Here is a 17389-nt window from a genome sequence, read left to right as displayed (position 1 = left end):
AGGCCCTCTAGTCGGTGACCCGGATCTCGAACGGCTGCGTGTCGGTCGAGGCGTTCGGGTCACCGGGACTGCTGACGGTCACCGTGCCGCCGGTCAGCACACCCGAGGCGCCCGGGTCGATGCGGACCGGCACCTGGGCGGTGGCCGACTCCTGTGCCCGCAGGCCGGCCCTGAACGTACAGGTGACCGTCCGGGTCGCCTCTGCCGCGGCGCAGTTCGTCGGAAAGTACGGACCCTCGGGCGTGACGCCCGCGGGCAGCAGCACCGCCACCGTGAAAGCGGGCGCAGCCGCTCGCCCGGCGTTGGTGACGAACCCGCGCACCAGCGTCTTCTGGCCCACGGCGGCCGGCGCGGGGTTCATCTGCACCACCTTCAGGTCCGCCGCGTCCGCCCGCTGCGCGGCGGGTGCCGCACCCAGCAGGGAGCCGGCCGTGCAGCACACCGCCACCGTCGTCGCCAACCTACGAACCATCGGTCCACACCTCGCACGCCGTGCCTGATCCTGCTCGGACATGCTCACGTTAGGGGGTGTCCGGCTGACGAGCGGTCAGACTCGGGCCAGCGCCGGGGTGAAGGGGCGGCCGTCCAGCGTCCAGTGCGGGTCCGGGGTGATGCCGAGCGCGGCGTAGACGTGCGCGGCGACGTCCGGGTGGCGGACGGTCAGTACGGGTGCGCCGGGCTCGATGCCCGGACCGAAGGCCGCCACCCAGGCGGTGCGCTCCAGAGTGCTGCGCCCGCCGTGGCCGCCCTGGTCGAGGTGGCCGTGGTCGGTGACGACGATGACGGTCCACTCCTCCTCCGCGTAGCCCGGGCGCGCGCGGACGGCGGCCAGCAGGCGGCCGAGCCGCTCGTCGGCGGTGCGGATCGACTGGCGGTACTCCTCGCCGCAGCCCAGGAAGTGCGCGGTCTCGTCCACTGCTCCGAGGTAGACGAAGGAGGCCTGCGGGTCGTCGTCGCTGCCCAGCACGTACACGGCCTCGGCCGTGACGCGCTCGTCGCAGACCTCCCAGGCCTGCGGGGTGTCCTCCAGCGGGGCGATGTAGGAGAGCCGGCCGGGCGCGGCGAACAGCGGGCCGCCCTGGCGGGCCAGGAAGAGCGGCTCCCAGCCGCCGGCGGCGAAGGTGCGGCGGCGGTGCACGGCGGCCAGCCGGGTGGTGAAGTCGGGGAAGACGTCGAGCCGGTTGCCGCCGAGGTGGTTGCCGAAGACGCCGTGCTTGGCGACGCCCACCCCGGTGACGATGGTGGCCCAGCACGGGCCGGACATCGTCGGGGTGGCGTCGTCCACCTCGACCGGGGCGAGGAAGCCCGCGGCGGCGACCGCGTCCAGGTGCGGGGTGTCCAGCTCCGGCAGGAGGTCGAGGCGGACGCCGTCGATGCCGACGACCAGGACACGGCGGGGGCCGGCGGGCCAGCTGCTGGACACGGGAGGATCCGATCTTCCGGGGGCGGGGAGCTGTGGGCACCCTAACCGGACGGCCGGAGCGCCGGGAGCGCCCCGGACCACCGCTCCCCAGGAATATCGGGATCGTCGGTCGAACTGTTTACCTGTCAGGCGCCAAGTGTTCGCCCGCCCGTTGCCGTAGTCGTTGCGGTAGTCGCTGCCGTAGTCAGCGGCGGAACCTTCCGAGCAGGGCGTTCCACCAACTGCGGCGGTGGCGGGGGGCGGTGGCCCCGATGGGCGGTGCGGGCGGTGCGGGAGGCGCGGGGGGCGCCGGCGGCAGGGTGGCGGTGGGTGCGGCGACCGCCGGCTCCTCCTCGGGCTCCGCCCGCGGGGTGAACTGCACCGGCAGATCGACCAGATGGCGGGACAGCCAGGCCGAGCTCCAGGACAACTCCTCCTCGGGGACGGCGAGGTGGAGGTCCGGCAGGCGGGTCAGCAGGATGTCGATGCCGCTCTCCGCGATGGCCCGGCCGATGTCCTGGCCGGGGCACTCGTGCGGGCCGCCGCCGAAGGCCAGGTGCGAGCGGTTGCCGTAGAGCGGCTTCGACAGGTCGGGACGGATGGCCGGGTCGACGTTGCCGGCCGCGAGGCCGAGCAGGAGCATGTCGCCGGCCTTGATCTGCTGGCCGCCGAGTTCGGTGTCGCCGGTGGCCCAGCGGCCCGCGACCAGCGACATCGGCACGGCGTCCCAGAGGACCTGGTCCAGGGCGTCGGACAGGGTCATGTGGCCGCCGGACAGGTGGGCGCGGAAGCGGACGTCGGTGAGGACGAGCTTCAGCGTGTCCGCGATCAGGTTGACGGTCGTCTCGTTCGCGGCGAGCAGCACCACCCGCACGTGCTCCAGCACCTCGTCGTCGGTGAGTCCGGCCTCGTGCTGCATCAGCCAGGAGACGAAGTCGGAGCCCGGTGTCACCCGCTTGCGCTCGATCGTGCGGCGCAGAGTCTCCACGACGTAGTCGTTGCTCGCGATGGCCGTCTCGGTGCCCTTCATCAAGTCCCGGGCGGCGGCGACCAGTCGGGGTCCGTACTCCTCGGGCATCCCGATCACCTGGGTCATCACGAGCATCGGCAGGTGCTCGGCGAACTGGGCGACCAGCTCGGCCCGGCCGGTGGGCCCGAACTCCTGGACCAGCAGGTCGGTGAAGCGGGTGACGAAGCGGCGGATGCCGCGCCGGTCGAAGCGGTTCAGGCCGTCGGTGACCGCACCGCGCAGGCGCCGGTGCTCCTCGCCGTCCGCGAAGACGCACAGCGGCTGCCAGGCGATCACCGGCATCAGCGGGGAGTCGGCGGTGACCAGGCCCTCCTGGAACGCGGTCCAGCGGCGGGAGTCCCGGGAGAACCGGGAGGGCGTGCGCATGACGGTGAGGTTCGCGGCGTGGCCCAGGACCAGCCAGGCCGGGAGGTCGCCGTGCAGCAGGACGGGCGCCACCTCGCCGTGCTCGGCGCGCAGTTTCTCGTACAGGCCCATCGGGTCGGCCTCGGCCTCCGGGCCGTAGAGCCGCCGGAGCCCGTCGGCGGCGAGCCCGCGGGCGGCGAGCCCGTGGGCCGGGCAGCCGGGGGGCGGGGTGAGGGAGGTGTCCTCGGGCAGCGGGGTGGTCACGGCGTCTCCGGGGTGGTCAAGTGCGGTGGGGTCGTCAAGTGCGGTGGGGTCGTCAGTTTTTGGGTCGAGAGGTCGTACAGGTAGCGCATCAGGGCCATCAGGACGTCCCGGCTGGACTCCCGGGTCCGGGCGTCGCACGCGATGATCGGCACCTCGGGGGGCAGGTCCAGGGCGGCCCGCAGCTCCTCGGTCGGGTAGGTCGGCGACTGCGGAAAGGCGTTGGCCGCGACGACGAACGGCACGCCGCGATCCTCCAGCCGCCCGATCACCTCGAAGCTGACCTCCAGCCGGCGGGTGTCGACCAGCACGACCGCGCCCAGCGCTCCCTCGAACAGGCCGTTCCAGAGGAACCAGAACCGCTCCTGCCCGGGGGTGCCGAACACGTACAGCACCATTTCGTCGCTGATGCTGATCCGGCCGAAGTCCATCGCGACCGTGGTGGAGGTCTTGCGCTCGATCCCGGCGAGGTCGTCGACGCCCTCGCCGGCCTGCGTCATCGTCTCCTCGGTGGTCAGCGGGCGGATCTCGCTCACGGAACCGACCAGGGTCGTCTTGCCGACGCCGAAGCCGCCCACGATCACCACCTTGACCGCCATGGTGGCCGAGTCCGGCAGCAGGTCCGCACTGTGCGGACCGACCACCGTCTCAGAGCTTCTGAAGTCCATGAATCACCGCTTCCAACAGGGCACGGTCGGGAAGGATCGCCTGCGGGACGCAGGCGCGGGCCTCGATCCGCTCCTCGCCGAGGAGGTCCGTCAGCAGCACGGTGACCACGCTCATGGGGAGCTTCAGGTAGGCGGAGATCTCGGCCGCGGAGAGCGGCGAGCCGCAGATGCGCAGGATGGCGGCGTGCTCCGGCTGCATCGTGGCCGTCGGCTCCGAGCGGGAGACGATCAGGGTGACCAGGGCGAACGTGGTTTCGGCCAGACCGCTGCGGCCGCGCGTGATCACGTAGAGCCGTTCGGGTTCCGCATCGTTCCAGCCGGGGTCGGCTGCGCTCATGCCACCTGCCCGCCGTTGCGCGCGGGCGTGCTGAGATGTTCGCCGATCCGGGCCACCAGGTCCCGCATCCGCTGGCCCATCAGTCCGGCGTCGACACCGTCGTCGGCCAGCACCGCGAGGTAGGCCCGGGCGCCGGCGGCCATCAGGTAGAAGTATCCGCCGCTCATCTCGATCACGACCAGCCGCATCCGGCCGTCGCCGTGCGGGAGCTCGTGCCCCACGGCGGCGGCCAGGCTCTGCAGGCCGGCGCAGGCGGCGGCCAGCCGGTCGGCGCTGTCCGCGTCGGTGCCGTGCTGGGCCATCCGCAGGCCGTCGGCGGAGAGCACGATGATGTGGCGGGTGAACGGGACGGTGTCCGCCAGTTCCTTGAGCATCCAGTCCATGTTGGTCCGCTGCTGAATCACTGCTCGCCCCTCGCTGCCGAATCGTCGGTGGTGTGGCCGGCCGGATCGGCGGAGGGGGTGTGGCCGTTGATCCCCTCGTTGAACGCGTCCAGCCACATACCGGGCTGTACCGGCTCCTTGGCCGGTTCGGGGGCTCTGGCGGGCTCGGCGGCGCCGGTCCGGAAGGGCGCGGCGTGGCGGCGGCGCTGCGGCAGGCCGTTCGCGGTCCACTCGGTCACCACCGGAGCCTCGTCGTCGGCCGGGGCCGGGCCCGCGAAGGCTCCGATCCGCGCCGCGGCGAACGAGCCCGCGGCGGGAGCGGGCGAGGTCCGCGCGCCCCACGTCCGGGGTCCGCCCACCGGCCGTGCGGCGGCCGCGACCGGCCGCGGGCCGGAGGCGATGCCGATGCCCAGGGGGCGACCGGTGGCGGGCGCCGTGGTGATGACCTCCCGCGGCACGATCAGCACGGCCCGCACACCGCCGTAGGCGGAGGGCCGCAGCGAGACCTGGAAGCCGTAGGCCCGCGCGAGGCGGCCGACCACGGCCAGGCCGAGCCGGGGGGTCTCGCCGAGGTCGTTGAGGTCGATGCCGGCCTGGGCCTCCGCGAGCTTCTGTTCGGCGCGGGCCCGGCCCTCCTCGCTCAGGCTGAGGCCGCCGTCCTCGATCTCGATCGCGATGCCGGTCTGCACCTCGACGGCGGTCAGGTGCACCAGGGTCTGCGGTGGGGAGTAGCGGGTGGCGTTGTCCAGCAGTTCGGCGAGCGCGTGGATGAGCGGCTCGACGGCGGGGCCGACCACGGCGACGTCGGACACCGGGTGCAGTTCCACCCGGGGGTAGTCCAGGATCCGCGACATGGCGCCGCGCAGCACGCTGTACAGCGGCACCGCCTTGCTCCACTGCCGGCCGGGGCGGGCGCCGCCGAGCACGGCGATGCTGTCCGCGAGGCGGCCGATCAGCGCGTTGCCGTGGTCCACCCGCAGCAGGTCGCCGAAGACGGCCGGGTTGTTGCCGTGCCGGTCCTCCATCTCGCGCAGTTCCTGGGCCTGCCGGTGGACGATCGCCTGCACGCGGCGGGCGATGTTGACGAAGGCCCGCTGGGTGGACTCGCGCATGGCCTCCTCGTTGTCCACGGCCTCCAGCACCGTGCGCAGCACGGCGTGCCGGACGGCCGGGAACCCCGTGGTCAGCAGGGGGTCGGGGGGCTCGTACGACTGCAGCAGGTCCTCGATGAACTCGCCGTGCTGCATCCGGGCGATCGCCTCGGGCAGCGTCACCCTGGCCAAGTGGGCCGTCTCGGCCTCATGGTGGGCCAGTCGGCCGTGCAGCTCGTCCTCCCGCTGGGCGCACCGCTTGCGCAGGGCCGCCAGCGCACGCCCCCGGCGCGCCGCCTCGGCGGCCACCACGGCCACGGCCGCGGTACCGACCGCGCCGCACCAGAGGACCCCGGCGCGGGCGCCGCCGGGGGCCGCCGAGGCGGCCACCACGGCGACGACCGCCGTCAGGACCGTGGGCAGGAGCCACACGAGAACGGGATCGGAGCGCCGGCCTCCGGGTGACGATCCAGCACGAAGCATCAGCATCCTCAAACGATCCAAAAAGTACGGAAGTCGGGTGGGGCCGGCTTCGGCGGCGTGAGGCTGCGCCGTCTCGCATGCGGCGCAACCCCTTCAGGGAGGCACCAGGATTGCCCTCCTCGGGCCGGTTGCGTTCGCGTCGGGGCTGAGTTCGCCCATGTGAGGGGTCTTTGCGGAGAACCCTCGCAGGGCGTACGGGACTTGTGCTACGTCTCAGCCCAGTAGCGAGTCGAGGACGGCCCGGGCGAGGCTGTCGGCCTGGTCGCGGATCTCGGGCACGGCGGTGGTCTCCAGCAGGTTGCCGCGGCGCAGCGGGCCCAGCGTCCACAGCGGAGCGGCGGGGCCGCCGGGCGCGGGGACCAGGCGGCCGGCGCCGACGGTGTCCAGGCCCAGGCCGCACGGGCCGGGCCGGGCGGCGCCGGAGGCGATCAGGTCGGCCACCAGCGGGTCGTCCGGCCTGCGGAAGTCGGCCTGCGCGCCGGTGCAGTTGACGACCGCGCCGACCTCCAGGGCGGTGCCGTCCACGAGTTCGACCTTGAGGCCGGCGGCGGTCGGGACCACCCTGGCCACCTCGCCCCGCCCGGTCCGCAGCCGGTCGGCGGCTCGGGCGCGGTCCAGGACGGCCACCGTGTGGGTCGGGATGCGGTGGCGGTGCACCTCCCAGTGCCGCAGGTCCTCGGCGAGGAAGCGGGCGCGTGCGGCCGGGTCCAGCCGCTGCCACAGGGCGGCGGTGACCGGTCGCAGGCTGTCCACGCCCGGGCGCCAGTCGCCGTGCAGGTGCAGGCTGGTGGCGATCTGACGGATCGCGGTCGCTCGCGGGTCGCCCGACTCATCGGGCAACGGCGGTGCGAGCGTGGGCAGTTCACCCGCAGCATGCGGGTGCGGCAGCAGGCCGTGGCGGGACACCGCGTGCACCACGCGGCCGGGACGGTCCAGCACGAGCGCGACGTCGACCATCGTTAGGCCGGTGCCGACCAGCAGCACGTCGGCGTCCTCGGGGATCGCCGCGAGCGCACCGGGCGCCCACGGGTCCGCCGTGAAGTGCGGCGAGTCGCGCAGCTCCGGCGGCGCCCAGCCCAGCGTGGGCGGGAAGTTGCCGAGCGCGAGCACCGCGGCGTCGGCGTGCAGCGGGGCCTCGGTGGGCAGCCGCAGCGCGACCTCGCGCGGACCGGCCGTCAGCCCCAGGACGCGCTCGCGCAGGTGGTGCAGCCGGACGCCGCCGCCGTGCGCCACCTGGTGCGCCAACACCTCGGCCAGGTACCGGCGGTAGAGCCGGCGCGGCAGGAAGTCGCCGGGCGCGGGCGCGGTGGGCTCCTGCTCCGTCGCCCAGCGCAGGAAGTGCCCGGGGTCCTCGCCGTACGCGCTCATCTTGCCGGCCGGCACGTTGAGCAGGTGGCGCGGGTCGTCGGTGCCGTAGGCGACGCCGCGCCCGGCGTCGGACGGGTCGATCAGCCGTACGTCCAGGCGCAGTCGGCGCTCGCGGGCGTGCTGGAGCAGCCTGGCCGCGGTCAGCGTTCCGGAGGCTCCGGCGCCGATCACCGCCACGTGGTGGGTCTGCTGCGCCTCTTGGCTGCCGGTCATCTTCGACACCTCTCGTACGGGGCTAGAGTGAGCTGTTCGGGACATATCAGAGGGGGCTGCGGTGATCCGGATTCTCGGGCCGGTGTGCATCGAGACGGCGGGGGTCGAGCGGGCCCCGGCGTCGGTGATGGTGCGCGGAGCGCTGACGGCGCTGAGCCTGGACCCGGGGACCGGCATGTCGCAGACCCGCCTGCTGGAGCTGCTCTGGGACGAGCCGCCGGCCTCCGCCAACGCCAACCTGCGCCAGTACGTGAGCCGGCTGCGCAAGGAGCTGCTGGTGGCGGGCCGCGGAGTGCTCTCCGGCCGTCGGGCCGGCCGACTGGGCGTCAGCTATCAACTCGATGCTCCTGACTGCGAGGTGGACCACCGCTGCTTCGCCGAGCTGGTGCGCACCGGGCGCCGGCTGCTCGACACCGGCTACTCCGTCGAGAGCGAGCGGGTGTTAGGCCGGGCGCTGGCGCTCTGGCGAGGACCGGCCGGCGTCGACGCGGCGGGCTCCGCCCGGCTGCGCCGGCACCTCGCCGCGTTCGACACGCTCTGGTTGCAGTGCCGCGAGGATCTCGCCGAGGCCGCCCTGTACGCCGGACCGTGCGCGCAGGCCGTGCTGCGGGCGCGCTCGGTCATCGCCGACCACCCGCTGCGCGAGCGGCCGTGGGCGGTGCTGATGGCCGCCCACCACAGCTGCGGCGAGCTCTCCGAGGCGCTGGCCGCCTACCAGGAGTTCCGCCGGCTGCTGCGGGCGGAGCTGGGCGTCGAGCCCTCGCGGAACCTGGCCTCGCTCCAGTCGGCGGTGCTCAACCGCAGCGCGATCGCGGTGCAGTCGCTGCTCGCGGCGATCAGGACCGCCGATCTGCACGCGGCTCTGCACTCGGCGGGCGGTAGCCCGCTCGGGACCAGGTCCGTCACGACGGTGTGACGGCACGGACACGGGCACGGCGCTGGCCTCACTTCGTCGGAATCGGCGAAGTCGAGAAAAGCCGCCGGGGGATGTTCCTGTCAACCCTCTCGGAGGCCCCTCGGAGACGTTTGGGACGGTGTCCGCGGGCGTTTACCGAGGTCGGCGGGCCGGGTCCGGTCCGGGCGCCGACCTGCTGGTATGCGGCCGATATGCGGCCCATATGCAGAGCGGTCGAAATGAGAGAGGGAAAGGAGCGGGGGAATAGCGCGGGCGTTTTATCGGGCCGGATTTCTCAGGGGATCGTCGTCACCGCGGTGCTCGCCAGTTTGTCGGCGAAGGTCTGTCGTTTCGCGTCCCAGATCGGCCAGAACCACCCGACACAGCAGGGCAGCGTGTCGAGCAGGTGGGCGACGTCGCGCAGGAAGGCCCGCAGCACGCCGACCTCGGGGGAGCCGTCCAACCGGACCATCCGGGTGTCCATCAGATGCTTGCCCCAGCTCTGGCCCGTCCGGCCCCCCAGGTACCAGCGGTTGTACCCGAAGAGCGTCAGCGACACCGCGCCCATGCCGACCTGGAGGGCGACGTTCCGCGGGTCGAACACGCCCGCGAGGACGTTCGGCACGCCGCAGGCCAGGAGGTCGATCATGTGGGCCACCACCCGCACCGACCAGTGGGCGTAGGTCAACGCTCTCTCCTCGCGTGCGGCGGTCCTTCCCTCCAGCCTGGCGACCGCGCGCAGGGGTGCAACCGGTGCTGCGCCGAGTGGCGGGTGGGACGGTTCGGCGGCGCGGGCGGGGGCAACACGCCGACGGGCGGGGGAGGGTCCTGAGTGGGGCGCGTCTGGTCGGGTAAGTGTTGGGCACAGCAGGGGCCGCCGAGGTCCCCGAGCCGTGAGGGGTGAGGTCATGTCCGACTACGCCGCGGAATTCGTCGCCGAGTCGCTGGACCCGGAGGATCTGGAGGCCGACGCCCCGGCTGCGGAGACCGTTCCGCCGCTGGACGAGCTTCCGCTGTCCGCCGCGGCGGACGTCGGGGACGCGGTCGAGCAGAGCCGCGAGGTCCCGGTCGACGAGGACGAGTACCGCTGACGGGCCGGCCTCGGCGCGGGATCCCGCGCCGAGGCCGGGCGGTCAGACCCGCAGCGAGATCGGGTACTCCCGCAGCCAGCCGTCGAGGCCGAGCAGCACCTCGGCGCTGGCGCGCGCCCGCTGCGGGTCGCTTCCGGGTGCGATCGCCGCCGACAGCGCGGCCTGGTCGATCAGACCCTGCGAGGGCGCCTTGAGGTCGGAGGCCAGTGCGGTCAGCTCGGCGTGCAGGGCGAGCGGGTAGCCCGGGTCCTGGGTGCTCGGGTACGGGCTCTTCACCCGCTCGGCGATCTCCACCGGCAGCACGTCGCGGGTGGCCGCGCGCAGCAGGCTCTTCTCCCGCCCGTCGAAGGTCTTCATCGCCCACGGCGTGTTGAAGACGTACTGGACGAGCCGGTGGTCGCAGAACGGCACCCGGACCTCCAGGCCGCTGGCCATGCTCATCCGGTCCTTGCGGTCCAGCAGCAGGTTCACGAACCGGGTGAGGTGCAGGTAGCAGATCTCCCGCATCCGGCGCTCCAGCGGGTCGGCGGCGGGCAGGTGGGGGACCTCGGCGATCGCGGTGCGGTAGCTGTCCGCGATGTAGGTCTCCAGATCCAGGCGGCCCAGCAGGTCCGGGTCCAGCAGGCTCTCGCGCGGCGCGACGTCCCGGCCGGCCAGCTGGGCGGCGGCCGCCCGCCACGGGAAGGTCTCGGCGTTCACCGCGGCCGGCTGGTGGAACCAGGGGTAGCCGCCGAAGACCTCGTCCGCCGACTCGCCCGACAGGGCCACCGTCGAGTGCTTGCGGATCTCGCGGAACAGCAGGTAGAGCGAGGTGTCCATGTCGCCGAAGCCGGACGGCAGGTCGCGGGCGTGCAGCACGGCGTTGCGGTGGCCGAGGTCGGCCAGTGCGCCGGCGTCGAGCACGATGTCGCTGTGGTCGGCGCCGACGTGCCGGGCCAGCAGGTGGGCGAACGGGCCGTCGGGCGTGGCGCGCAGCGCGTCCGGCTTGAAGTTCTCGGTCTGCCCGGTGAAGTCGACCGAGAACGAGCGCACCGGCCCGTCGCCGTTGGCCGCCAGGCCGCGCGCGGCGAGCGCGGTGATCGCGCTGGAGTCCAGGCCGCCGGAGAGCAGCGAGCAGAGCGGCACGTCGGATATCAGCTGGCGGCGCACGATGTCGTCGAGCAGGTCGCGGACCGTGCCGATGGTGGTGTCCAGGTCGTCGGTGTGCTCCTGGGCCTCCAGCGCCCAGTAGCGGTGGACGGTCAGGCCCTGGCGGCGGACCCGCACGAAGTGCCCGGGACGGACCTCCTTCATGCCCTGGTAGACGGCGTGCTCCGGCGTCTTGACCAGCGAGAGCATCTCGCGCAGCCCGTCCAGGCCGACCACCGGGTCGACCGCCGGGTGGGCCAGGATCGCCTTGGGCTCCGAGCCGAAGAGCACACCATCGGCGGTCGGGTAGTAGTACAGCGGCTTGACGCCCATCCGGTCGCGGATCAGCAGCAGCTCCTCGCTGCGGTTGTCCCAGATCGCGAAGGCGAACATGCCGTTCAGTCGCTCCACGAAGCCGCTGCCCCACTGGAGGTAGGCGCGCAGCACCACCTCGGTGTCGCTGCGGGTGCGGAAGCGGTGGCCGTGGCTCTCCAGCTCGGCCTTCAACTCCAGGTGGTTGTAGACCTCACCGCTGTAGGTGAGCGAGGCCAGCAGCCGCCCGTCCTCCTCGACCGTCATCGGCTGCACGCCGCCCTCGACGTCGATCACCGCCAGGCGCCGGTGGCCGAAGGCGGCGCGCGGTGTGAGGTGGGCGCCGCCCGCGTCGGGGCCGCGGCAGATCATGGTCGCGGTCATCGCGTCCAGCGCCTGCTGCTGAGTCGTGAGGTCGTGGTCGAACGCCACCCAACCGGTGATCCCGCACATGTCTTGCAGACTCCCTAGGTTGGCCTGCCCCTGCGGGGGCAGGCGGCAGCGGCAGCCCTGCGGGACGAGTGGGAGCAGGGCTGTCCGCTGCTTCGATCCGTGTGCAGATCGTCACGCTACGCCCCGCACTCCGCATGTGCATGAGGTTCCGTCAATTCGCTCAGGCTCGAACAGCCCCACCGGTTGCTACCGGCGGGTAATCTGGCCCTCCGCCCTTAGACCGACCGGCAATTGGGGGGCGGCGTCGCGACGCCGCCCCCCAATTGCCGGTCGGTCTAAGTCCGCCCCCCGAACCCGACCGGAAGCAGGCCGCCTTGTCCCTCCGTCGCCTCTCCCCGTACGCACTGGCCGCCCTGCTCGGGGCCGCCGGTGTCGCGCACTTCCGCAAGCCCGCGCTCTTCGACGAGACGGTCCCCGAGTGGCTGCCCGGCCAGGCGCGGGACTGGACCCGGGCCAGCGGCGCCGCCGAGCTGGCGCTGGCCGCAGCGGTCGCCGTCCCCGCCACCCGCCGGGTCGGCGGCCTGGCCGGCGCGGCGTTCTTCGTCGCCGTGTTCCCCGCCAACGTCAAGATGGCCCTGGACTGGCGCACCCGCGGCTCGCGGGAGAAGGCCCTCGCCTACGGCCGGCTGCCGCTCCAGGTGCCGCTGGTGCTCTGGGCGCTCGGGGTCGCCAAGCGGGCCAGGGCCTAAGGCGCGGACAGGCGTAGCCCGCGGGGACAGGCGTAGCTTGGAGGTGCATCCGTACCCGGATGTGACAGCCGGTCCACGACCACTGAACCGCTTGGTGGAGGCCGCAATGAAACTGCAGAACGAACTCCCCGTCGACCACCGGCTCGCCCAGGTCTACCGGTACGGCGCCGGTCTCGGCGGCCTGCTGCTGCTGATCTGGGGCTGCTTCGGCGTGGCGGGCGACGCCGGCTTCCTGGACACCTCCGGCAAGAACCTGGCCGGCCTCTCCAGCAACGGCGCGCTGGGCGTGCTGTCCATCATCGTCGGCGCCATTCTGGTGATCGGCGCGGTGATCGGCGGCAACATCGCTTCCTGGACCAACATGATCGTGGGAGCGGTCTTCTTCGTGGCCGGCTTCGTCGGCCTGGCGGCGCTCGACAGCAGCTGGAACCACCTGGCCTTCCGGATGGCCAACGTGCTCTTCAGCTTCGTCTTCGGGCTGGTGATCGCCACCTTCGGGATGTACGGCAGGGTCAGCGGCCACCTGCCGCACGACAATCCGTACTGGCAGCAGCGGCACACCGATCCGCACGAGGAGGAGACCGCGATCCAGGGCCGCTGGCACGTGCCGGCCTTCAAGACGGCGCTGCGGCCCACCGTGCGGCACTGAGACCGTCCGTATTCCGTAAGGCGTGTGCGGGGTCCGCACGCCGCCCGGCCCTCGTAGGGTGCCCGTGGAGCGCGCAGCAGCCGTCTCCACGGGCACCTAGCGAAGGGCTTCGCCATGACTGGCACCTCTATTACTGCCGAGATCGGGGTGATCGGAGGCTCTGGCCTCTACGAGCTGCTGGACGAGGTCACCGAGGTCACCGTCGGCACGCCGTACGGGCCGCCCAGCGACTCGCTCTTCGTCGGTTCCATCGCCGGGCGCTCGGTGGCCTTCCTGCCCCGGCACGGTCGCGGCCACCGCATCCCGCCGCACCGCATCAACTACCGCGCCAACCTCTGGGCGCTGCACGCGCTCGGGGTGCGCCAGGTGCTCGCCCCCTGCGCGGTGGGCGGTCTGCGGGAGGCGTACGGGCCGGGCACGCTGGTGGTCCCCGACCAGTTCGTGGACCGCACCTCGGGTCGCGAACAGACCTTCTACGACGGCGTGGAGCTGCCCGGCGGACACGTCCCCGCGGTCCTGCACGTCTCCGCCGCCGACCCGTACTGCCCGGACGGCCGGTCCGCCGCCCTGGCCGCCGCCCGCGCGCAGGCCTGGGAGCCGGTGGACGGCGGGACGCTGGTGGTGATCGAGGGCCCGCGCTTCTCCAGCCGCGCCGAATCGCGCTGGTTCACCGCCAACGGCTGGTCGGTGGTCGGCATGACGGGCCACCCGGAAGCCGTGCTGGCCCGTGAGTTGGGGATCTGCTACAGCTCCCTCGCGCTGGTCACCGACCTCGACGCGGGCGTCGAGTCGGGCGAGGGCGTCACCCACGCGGAGGTGCTGGAGGTCTTCGCCCGCAACGTCGACCGGCTGCGCAGCGTGCTCTTCGGCGCCGTCGAGAAGCTGCCGACCACCCGCGACTGCGTCTGCTCGCACGCCCTGGACGGCGCCGCCACGGGCCTGCCGGGCGTCCCGTCCTGAGTCCTACGCCCGTGCCCGGGAGAGGGCGTCGGAGATCCGGACCGTGATGCAGAGCGAGGCCGCGAGGGTGAGGACCAGCGCGGCTCCGGCGGCGAACACGGTCCCGCTCGCGACGGCCGGCGGGCTGCCGGCCTGGCTGCGGGCCGAGCCGGTGAGGAAGGGCAGGACGGCCAGCACGGCTGCTCCCAGGGCCACTTCGGCCCAGACGACCGCGGGGAAGTGCCGCAGCGTCAGGTGCAGCAGCGAGGCGGTGGCGTCGGCGCGGCGGGCCCGGGCGATCCGCGGCATCAGCCAGAACTGGTTGACGCCGCCGGCCGCGACCATGCCGAGGACCAGCAGGAGCTTGACGAGCAGGGCGAGTCCGTAGCCCGTGGTCCACAGCTGTCCGAGGCCGCCGACGTGCCGCCAGCCCATCCACAGGCCGGAGCCGATCACGGCGCCGACGCAGACCAGTGCGACCAGGCTGAAACGGCGCCACACGTCCGCCCACAACACGCCTGCGTCGGCGCTGAGTTGCCTGCACGTGCCGGCGAGGACGGCGAGCAGGGCCAGGCCGCCGATCCAGACCGTGCCGCTGATGATGTGGACCTGGTCGATGATCAGGTCGATCAGCTGCTCGGTGGTCCTGGGGGCGGTGGCGGGTATCGCCGCGACGAGCGTCACCGCGAGGGAGGAGGCCAGGGCGACGGGCGCGAGGGCGTTCAGGTGCCGGCGCACCCGCGGGAGGAGGAGCGCGATCAGCGCGGCCGAGGTCAGCAGCAGGACGGTGTTCTGCACCAGGTAGATGGTTCCCTGGGCGATCCAGGCCCCCTTGGCCGCGGGTGCGCGCAGGAAGTCCCAGAGCCGTCGCGGCGCGAGGGCGTCACCGAACGGCATGCCGTGGCCGGCCCGGGCCAGGCGTGCGGCGAGTTGGAGGTAGCCGGTCACCAGTAGGACGACCCCGGCCCAGGCGAGGTACTTCGCTGTTCGGCTGCGCAGTACCTCGACGTCGCCGCGGTCGCCCGCCGCTGTGCGCAGTGCCGGGCGGACCGCCGCCGCGTACGTCACCGTGGCGCCGATCGTCCCGGACAGGCCGACGAAATAGCCTGATTTGGTGAGGATCCGCCAGAAAGCGGGCATGGTGTAGCCGGCCGAGGCGGCCAGATGGGCGAACGTCATGAAGGTAAGGCTAACCTAAATAACGGGCCGCGGGGTGTCAGGGCGTCAGGGCGTCAGTCCGTGGCGAGAGCGGCGAGTCCGGGGACCGTGCCGCGGATGGCGGGGTCGTTGCCGAGGTCCACCAGCAGGGCGTCCAGCTTGGCGCGGTCGACCGAGGACATCAGGAAGACGTGCACGTAGCTGCGGCGCGAGCTCTCGTCGCCGGGGACCGTCAGCACGTCCTGTGAGGACAGCGACCACTTCGCCACCAGCTCGGGGCTCGGCTTGCGGAACCGCACCGTGATGGCGCCCGGGGTGCGGGCCGGCCACAGGTCGATGTCCTTCTCCTGCTCCAGGACGCGCAGTTGCCGATCCAGGTAGGCGGCCAGCTCCTGGGCCCGGCGGATCCGGTCCACCTGGTCCTGGTAGGAGTACCGGGACAGGTGGTCCCAGAGCACCAGCGGGGAGAAGCCGTTGCGCGACCCGGCGAACGTGGTGTCGGGTGCGCCCGTGTACTCCGGCTGCGAGGGCGGTGAGATCTGGTACTTGACCTTCGTCATGTAGATGCCGCACGGCCACGGCGCGCCGGGCCACTTGTGGCCGCTCATGGAGATCGAGGAGACCATGTCGAGGTCGCCGAACTCCCTGGTGGGCAGGGCGATGCCGAAGTCGAACTGCGGTATGTGCGCGTCGGGGGTCCAGCCGAACTCCGGGTCCTCGTCGGCCATCCGCATGAACGGCGCGTAGCCGGCGCCGAGGGCGCCGTCCACGTGGATCCAGAAGCCGCGGCGCAGGTCGACGAGCGGCTCGCCGGTGCTCGCGTCCGTGCCGTACCGCACCGCGCGCTGGACCAGGCCGTGCCGCTCGAAGATCGGCAGCAGGCGCTCGCAGACCTGCCGGACGTCGTCGTGGGCGCCCTTGAAGGTGCTGCCGAGGTTGAGGTTGACGAAGATCGGGTGTCCCTTGGCGGCGAAGAACTCCACCAGCTCCGCCAGGGCGTCGATGTCGATCTCGCCGGTGCCGTCCCACGGGCGGTCCGAGGGGCCGCTGCGGGAGGGCGCCTCGACGGGCCACTCGCCCGCTTCGCCGGTCGGCCCGGTCAGCGGACACTCGCCCGGGTACAGCTCGGTGCCCACGGAGTGGAAGGTCTCCACGCCCAGTACGCGGACCGCCTTGGCGAACGAGTAGTGGGTGTCCTCGGAGTAGAACGCCACGGGACGGAAGGCGTTGGGGTTGTCGGGCTGGGCCGGGGACTGGACGTACCGCGCGGCGCCGGAGGTGCCGGTGGGCGGCTGGATCAGCGCCTTGCCGCTCAGGTAGTCCCTGGCGTTCCAGAGCGCGTACATGTTGCCCTCGGTCGAGCCCATGGACAGCACGTACCCCCAGTAGGACTCGGGGTCGTCCGGGTTGTGCGGCGCCTCGGCGTTCCACAGGGCGGCGTAGTAGTCGAGCACGGCGCGCTCGATGATCTTGGTGTTCGGCTTGTAGCCACCGCTCTGGAAGGGGTCGCCGAGGTTGTTGATGTTGTGGTGCATGAAGCGGCCGAGGTCGAACGCGCTGCCGCCCATCTCCTGGGCGGCCTGGAAGCCGAGCAGGTGGCGGCGCTTGCTCGTCAGGTACGCGTCGATCCGGTCCAGCTTGCGCAGGCGCTGCGCGTCGTCCAGTCCGCCGGCCGGCAGCTCGAAGTCGCGGGCGTCGGGCTCCTCGGCCGCGTCCATCGACATGAACGGCACGCGGGCACCCGGCAGCGTGGGCTCGTCGCGGTCCACCTGGACGGCCAAGGTGTCGGTTGGGCTCACGGCGCTGCACTCCCGGTTCGCTGGGTCGGACGTTCCGCCGGGTGGGTCCGGTGGGGCGGCGATGGCCGATCCGATCGGAAGACAGAATGGAACACCTGGCCCTATCCAGGGAAGTAATCGGCAGAACATTCGGAATCAGCTCATACGATCTTGCATATCGTCCGTTCGCGCTGACATCCTGGGCTGCGTGCCGAACAATCCTCCAGCCCGCCGGGCACCCCTGGACGACGTGGACCGGGCCCTGCTGCGCATCCTCGCCGACAACGCCCGCCTACCGAACAACGCGCTCGCGCAGGCGGTGGGCATCGCCCCCTCCACCTGTCTGGCCCGGGTGCGCGCGCTGCGCGAGCGCGGCGTCATCCGCGCGTTCCGGGCCGAGATCGCCCCCGCCGCGATCGGACTGACGCTGCAGGCGATGATCTCGGTCCGGCTCCGGGCCCACACCCGTGAGCAGAACGAGAGCTTCCGGAGCACGGCCCCCGACCTGCCCGGCGTGGTGGCGGTGTTCCACATGGCCGGATCCGACGACTACCTGCTGCACGTCGCGCTCGCGGACCCCGACGCCCTGCGGGACTTCGTGGTGGACCACCTCACCACCCACCCGGCGGTGGCGCAGACCCGGACCAACCTGATCTTCGAGCAGATCGCCGGCCGTCGGCACCTGACTCCGGGACTGTGAACCGGAGGGGCCACAG

General features: G+C 72.6%; 18 protein-coding genes. 6 read left to right on the top strand and 12 right to left on the bottom strand.

Translation table 11 applies throughout. The features are described from left to right. Positions 1-7: 7 nt before the first annotated feature. The 8 genes from P3T37_RS07485 to P3T37_RS07450 all read right to left on the bottom strand — a co-directional run bounded on the left by P3T37_RS07485 (position 8) and on the right by P3T37_RS07450 (position 7581). Positions 8-472, bottom strand: a complete 465-nt coding sequence (locus P3T37_RS07485; RefSeq protein WP_280722654.1) for a hypothetical protein — start codon at positions 470-472, stop codon at positions 8-10. Positions 473-547: 75 nt separating this feature from the next. After that, on the bottom strand, positions 548-1423 hold the full coding sequence (locus P3T37_RS07480; protein WP_348533223.1) for an alkaline phosphatase family protein: 876 nt from the start codon (positions 1421-1423) through the stop codon (positions 548-550). 184 nt (positions 1424-1607) lie between these two features. After that, complete coding sequence (locus P3T37_RS07475; protein WP_280722653.1) at positions 1608-3041, bottom strand: cytochrome P450; 1434 nt, start codon at positions 3039-3041, stop codon at positions 1608-1610. Continuing rightward, positions 3038-3706, bottom strand: a complete 669-nt coding sequence (locus P3T37_RS07470; protein ID WP_280722652.1) for an ATP/GTP-binding protein — start codon at positions 3704-3706, stop codon at positions 3038-3040. Before P3T37_RS07470 ends, P3T37_RS07475 begins: the two co-directional genes overlap by 4 nt. Then, complete coding sequence (locus P3T37_RS07465; RefSeq protein WP_280722651.1) at positions 3687-4043, bottom strand: DUF742 domain-containing protein; 357 nt, start codon at positions 4041-4043, stop codon at positions 3687-3689. Before P3T37_RS07465 ends, P3T37_RS07470 begins: the two co-directional genes overlap by 20 nt. Continuing rightward, complete coding sequence (locus P3T37_RS07460) at positions 4040-4447, bottom strand: roadblock/LC7 domain-containing protein (protein ID WP_280722650.1); 408 nt, start codon at positions 4445-4447, stop codon at positions 4040-4042. The genes P3T37_RS07465 and P3T37_RS07460 overlap by 4 nt, the downstream gene beginning before the upstream one ends. Then, entirely contained in the window at positions 4444-6006 is a 1563-nt protein-coding gene (locus tag P3T37_RS07455) for an ATP-binding protein (RefSeq protein ID WP_280722649.1), read from the bottom strand. The genes P3T37_RS07460 and P3T37_RS07455 overlap by 4 nt, the downstream gene beginning before the upstream one ends. 207 nt (positions 6007-6213) lie before the next feature. After that, positions 6214-7581: an FAD/NAD(P)-binding protein gene (locus P3T37_RS07450; RefSeq protein WP_280722648.1), complete on the bottom strand. Its 1368-nt coding sequence runs from the start codon at positions 7579-7581 to the stop codon at positions 6214-6216. An 82-nt stretch (positions 7582-7663) separates the two neighbouring features. Between P3T37_RS07450 and P3T37_RS07445 the strand changes: the two genes are divergently transcribed. After that, positions 7664-8497: an AfsR/SARP family transcriptional regulator gene (locus P3T37_RS07445; RefSeq protein WP_280722647.1), complete on the top strand. Its 834-nt coding sequence runs from the start codon at positions 7664-7666 to the stop codon at positions 8495-8497. A gap of 274 nt (positions 8498-8771) precedes the next feature. Here P3T37_RS07445 and P3T37_RS07440 read toward each other — a convergent pair whose 3' ends face one another. Next, positions 8772-9164 (bottom strand): RDD family protein, encoded by a 393-nt coding sequence (locus P3T37_RS07440; protein WP_280722646.1) that lies wholly within the window; start codon positions 9162-9164, stop codon positions 8772-8774. 220 nt (positions 9165-9384) lie between these two features. On the opposite strand from P3T37_RS07440, the gene P3T37_RS07435 reads away from it, so the two are divergent. Next, on the top strand, positions 9385-9567 hold the full coding sequence (locus tag P3T37_RS07435) for a hypothetical protein (RefSeq protein ID WP_280722645.1): 183 nt from the start codon (positions 9385-9387) through the stop codon (positions 9565-9567). A gap of 42 nt (positions 9568-9609) precedes the next feature. On the opposite strand, the gene asnB is transcribed toward P3T37_RS07435, so the two are convergent. Beyond that, complete coding sequence (asnB, locus tag P3T37_RS07430) at positions 9610-11460, bottom strand: asparagine synthase (glutamine-hydrolyzing) (RefSeq protein ID WP_280722644.1); 1851 nt, start codon at positions 11458-11460, stop codon at positions 9610-9612. A gap of 314 nt (positions 11461-11774) precedes the next feature. On the opposite strand from asnB, the gene P3T37_RS07425 reads away from it, so the two are divergent. From P3T37_RS07425 to P3T37_RS07415, 3 genes are all read left to right on the top strand, one after another. Beyond that, positions 11775-12149: a hypothetical protein gene (locus tag P3T37_RS07425; protein ID WP_280722643.1), complete on the top strand. Its 375-nt coding sequence runs from the start codon at positions 11775-11777 to the stop codon at positions 12147-12149. Between the two features lie 106 nt (positions 12150-12255). Further along, positions 12256-12798 carry a DUF4383 domain-containing protein gene (locus P3T37_RS07420; RefSeq protein WP_280722642.1) on the top strand — a complete coding sequence of 181 codons (543 nt, stop codon included), beginning with the start codon at positions 12256-12258 and terminating at the stop codon, positions 12796-12798. A 114-nt stretch (positions 12799-12912) separates the two neighbouring features. Continuing rightward, positions 12913-13758 (top strand): S-methyl-5'-thioadenosine phosphorylase, encoded by an 846-nt coding sequence (locus P3T37_RS07415; RefSeq protein WP_280722641.1) that lies wholly within the window; start codon positions 12913-12915, stop codon positions 13756-13758. A gap of 3 nt (positions 13759-13761) precedes the next feature. Here P3T37_RS07415 and P3T37_RS07410 read toward each other — a convergent pair whose 3' ends face one another. Together P3T37_RS07410 and P3T37_RS07405 are read right to left on the bottom strand one after the other, a co-directional pair. Continuing rightward, a complete protein-coding gene (locus P3T37_RS07410; RefSeq protein ID WP_280722640.1) occupies positions 13762-14916 on the bottom strand; it encodes a CopD family protein in 1155 nt (384 codons plus the stop codon). Positions 14917-14969: 53 nt separating this feature from the next. Then, positions 14970-16694: a histidine decarboxylase gene (locus P3T37_RS07405; protein WP_280722639.1), complete on the bottom strand. Its 1725-nt coding sequence runs from the start codon at positions 16692-16694 to the stop codon at positions 14970-14972. Between the two features lie 187 nt (positions 16695-16881). Here P3T37_RS07405 and P3T37_RS07400 point away from each other — a divergent pair, with 187 nt between their 5' ends. Then, positions 16882-17373 (top strand): Lrp/AsnC family transcriptional regulator, encoded by a 492-nt coding sequence (locus tag P3T37_RS07400; protein WP_280722638.1) that lies wholly within the window; start codon positions 16882-16884, stop codon positions 17371-17373. Positions 17374-17389 lie beyond the last annotated feature (16 nt).

The organism is Kitasatospora sp. MAA4 (assembly GCF_029893355.1).
GTDB lineage: Bacteria > Actinomycetota > Actinomycetes > Streptomycetales > Streptomycetaceae > Kitasatospora.
Note: the sequence above shows the minus strand (reverse complement) of the source record. Positions and strands in the feature narration are given on the sequence as shown.

Coding starts and splice junctions, on each gene's coding strand:
- P3T37_RS07485 (WP_280722654.1), bottom strand. CDS start 472: ATGGTTCGTAGGTTGGCGACGACGGTGGCGGTGTGCTGCACGGCCGGC.
- P3T37_RS07470 (WP_280722652.1), bottom strand. CDS start 3,706: ATGGACTTCAGAAGCTCTGAGACGGTGGTCGGTCCGCACAGTGCGGAC.
- P3T37_RS07465 (WP_280722651.1), bottom strand. CDS start 4,043: ATGAGCGCAGCCGACCCCGGCTGGAACGATGCGGAACCCGAACGGCTC.
- P3T37_RS07455 (WP_280722649.1), bottom strand. CDS start 6,006: ATGCTGATGCTTCGTGCTGGATCGTCACCCGGAGGCCGGCGCTCCGAT.
- P3T37_RS07450 (WP_280722648.1), bottom strand. CDS start 7,581: ATGACCGGCAGCCAAGAGGCGCAGCAGACCCACCACGTGGCGGTGATC.
- P3T37_RS07435 (WP_280722645.1), top strand. CDS start 9,385: ATGTCCGACTACGCCGCGGAATTCGTCGCCGAGTCGCTGGACCCGGAG.
- asnB (WP_280722644.1), bottom strand. CDS start 11,460: ATGTGCGGGATCACCGGTTGGGTGGCGTTCGACCACGACCTCACGACT.
- P3T37_RS07420 (WP_280722642.1), top strand. CDS start 12,256: ATGAAACTGCAGAACGAACTCCCCGTCGACCACCGGCTCGCCCAGGTC.
- P3T37_RS07415 (WP_280722641.1), top strand. CDS start 12,913: ATGACTGGCACCTCTATTACTGCCGAGATCGGGGTGATCGGAGGCTCT.
- P3T37_RS07410 (WP_280722640.1), bottom strand. CDS start 14,916: ATGACGTTCGCCCATCTGGCCGCCTCGGCCGGCTACACCATGCCCGCT.